At 34.4% G+C, this 1871-nt stretch carries 2 protein-coding genes; both read right to left on the reverse strand.

Features of this window, described 5'->3' with window-relative positions:
* Positions 1–323: 323 nt before the first annotated feature.
* Positions 324–1403 carry a M24 family metallopeptidase gene (locus EXD82_RS10135; protein WP_142536779.1) on the reverse strand — a complete coding sequence of 360 codons (1080 nt, stop codon included), beginning with the start codon at positions 1401–1403 and terminating at the stop codon, positions 324–326.
* An 87-nt stretch (positions 1404–1490) separates the two neighbouring features.
* Entirely contained in the window at positions 1491–1796 is a 306-nt protein-coding gene (locus tag EXD82_RS10140) for a GNAT family N-acetyltransferase (RefSeq protein ID WP_142536780.1), read from the reverse strand.
* Positions 1797–1871 lie beyond the last annotated feature (75 nt).

Here is a 1871-nt window from a genome sequence, read left to right on the forward strand (position 1 = left end):
AAAATTGATTCTGTGCTCAGATATATCTGAATATCTGGCTTAATTATGGTTTGTAAGAGTCCGAACAAATCGTTCGAACAAATTTATCTGCTGTTCAGTTTTCAAAGTTCATTTCTTATTTTCTTTTGCCCTCTCTCAAGGACAAGTATTATAATACCACCTTAATATAAAAGAGTCAACACTTTTTTTAAAAAAATATTTATTTTTTCTAAAAAAAGAATACTGCTGAGTATAATTTATAAACAGCAGTATTATATAAATCTATTTTTCAATAAATATACAACAGTTAATATAATTGATTTTCCAATAATAATTTTAAGTCATTACTTAACTATTATAAGTTCCTTTGGATATTTTGTAAGTACTTCACATCCGTCTTCTGTAACTATGACAAGATCTTCTATTCTTACACCTATATCGTCTTTTATATATATTCCAGGCTCTATTGAAAAACACATACCGACTTCTGCAATTGTATCATTTCCTGATTTTGCTTCTGGAGGTTCATGAACTGTCATACCTACTCCATGCCCTGTCCTTGTAATAAAATACTCTCCGTATCCTGCATCAGAAATAACTTTTCTCGCTGCTGCATCTATATCGTGCATTTTAACTCCCGGTTTTACTGTATCTATTGCAGCCTTCTGAGCATTTTTCACTATATTATATATCTCTCTGTGTCTATCACTGCATTTTTTATAGAATACAGTTCTGGTCATATCGCACCAATATCCATTTATAGGAGCCCAAAGATCGAATAAAACCGCATCTCCTTCATTTAACTTTTCTCCTGCTACTGCACCATGATGTGGTTCAGCTGCATTTTTTCCATAGCATACATACTGAAGCTGAATATCCCTTGATGCACCGTTTTTTTCGAAAAACTCCTCTATCTTATCAGACAGCTCCTTCTCATCCAGCTTTTCATCAATATTTGAAACAGCAAAATCCATAGCCATATCATTTATTTTAGCTGCATGTCTAAGCTTCTCTTTCTCCTCTTCATCTTTTAGAGCCATACTCATATCGACAGCATCGGATCCTATCACCGGAGATATATCTTTTCTCTCGGTAAGTATAGATATAGTGTGTTTAGATGCCCAGTTCTTATCGAATCCAACTGCACCCGAATTTAGATTTTCAGCTATCATTTTATATGGATTCTCATCGTCTGAATAATAGTGCATTGTCATACCGTCCATCTCTTCAAAACAGAAAAGTCTATTCATAAAGGCGTGAACTTCACCGTCGTCCTTTATAAGCAAAGCTCCACATCTTTCCATAGCGTCTATTTTTCTGCCAGTAATATAATACACCGCATTATCGTCAGAAACCAGAATCTGAGTTAACCCAAGTTTCTTCATATTGTTGACTATAGCATCTAACCTATCTCTATTAAGCATAAAATCCCTCCGAAATACATCCAAATTATCGACAAATCATTCTAAAATAACATCATCTAAATCCCATCGTCTAAAATAATTTTCTATCTATATGAGCTTTTCGTAAGCTACTCTCGTATCTCCACTTTCAAGGTATATAATTCCACAATAAGTATATCCGTTTTTCTCAAGCATACTTCTCATAACTTTATTGTCCTCGTGAGTGTCTATCTTCATGCTCTTTATATTTCTTTCCTTTGAAATCTTCTCTGCAAACCTCATTATTTCGTGGGAAATACCCTTGCCTTTATTCCCCTCCGAAACAGCGACTCTATGCACAACGGTATACGGATAATCGCTTAGCCACTCTCCATCGTATATCTTGTCGTAAGTACTCTCTGGTTCTAAAAACATAGACAAATATAGTCTTTTTAGATATTTCGCTCTTATTCTGACTTACATCAGTTTTAAGTCCTGGTTGTGCCAGTT

The organism is Peptacetobacter hominis (assembly GCF_006861675.1).
Taxonomy (GTDB): Bacteria; Bacillota; Clostridia; order Peptostreptococcales; family Peptostreptococcaceae; genus Peptacetobacter; species Peptacetobacter hominis.

What these genes read in the sequence shown, in the direction of transcription:
- EXD82_RS10135 (WP_142536779.1), bottom strand. Translation starts at nt 1,403, where the DNA reads ATGCTTAATAGAGATAGGTTAGATGCTATAGTCAACAATATGAAGAAA.
- EXD82_RS10140 (WP_142536780.1), bottom strand. Translation starts at nt 1,796, where the DNA reads ATGTTTTTAGAACCAGAGAGTACTTACGACAAGATATACGATGGAGAG.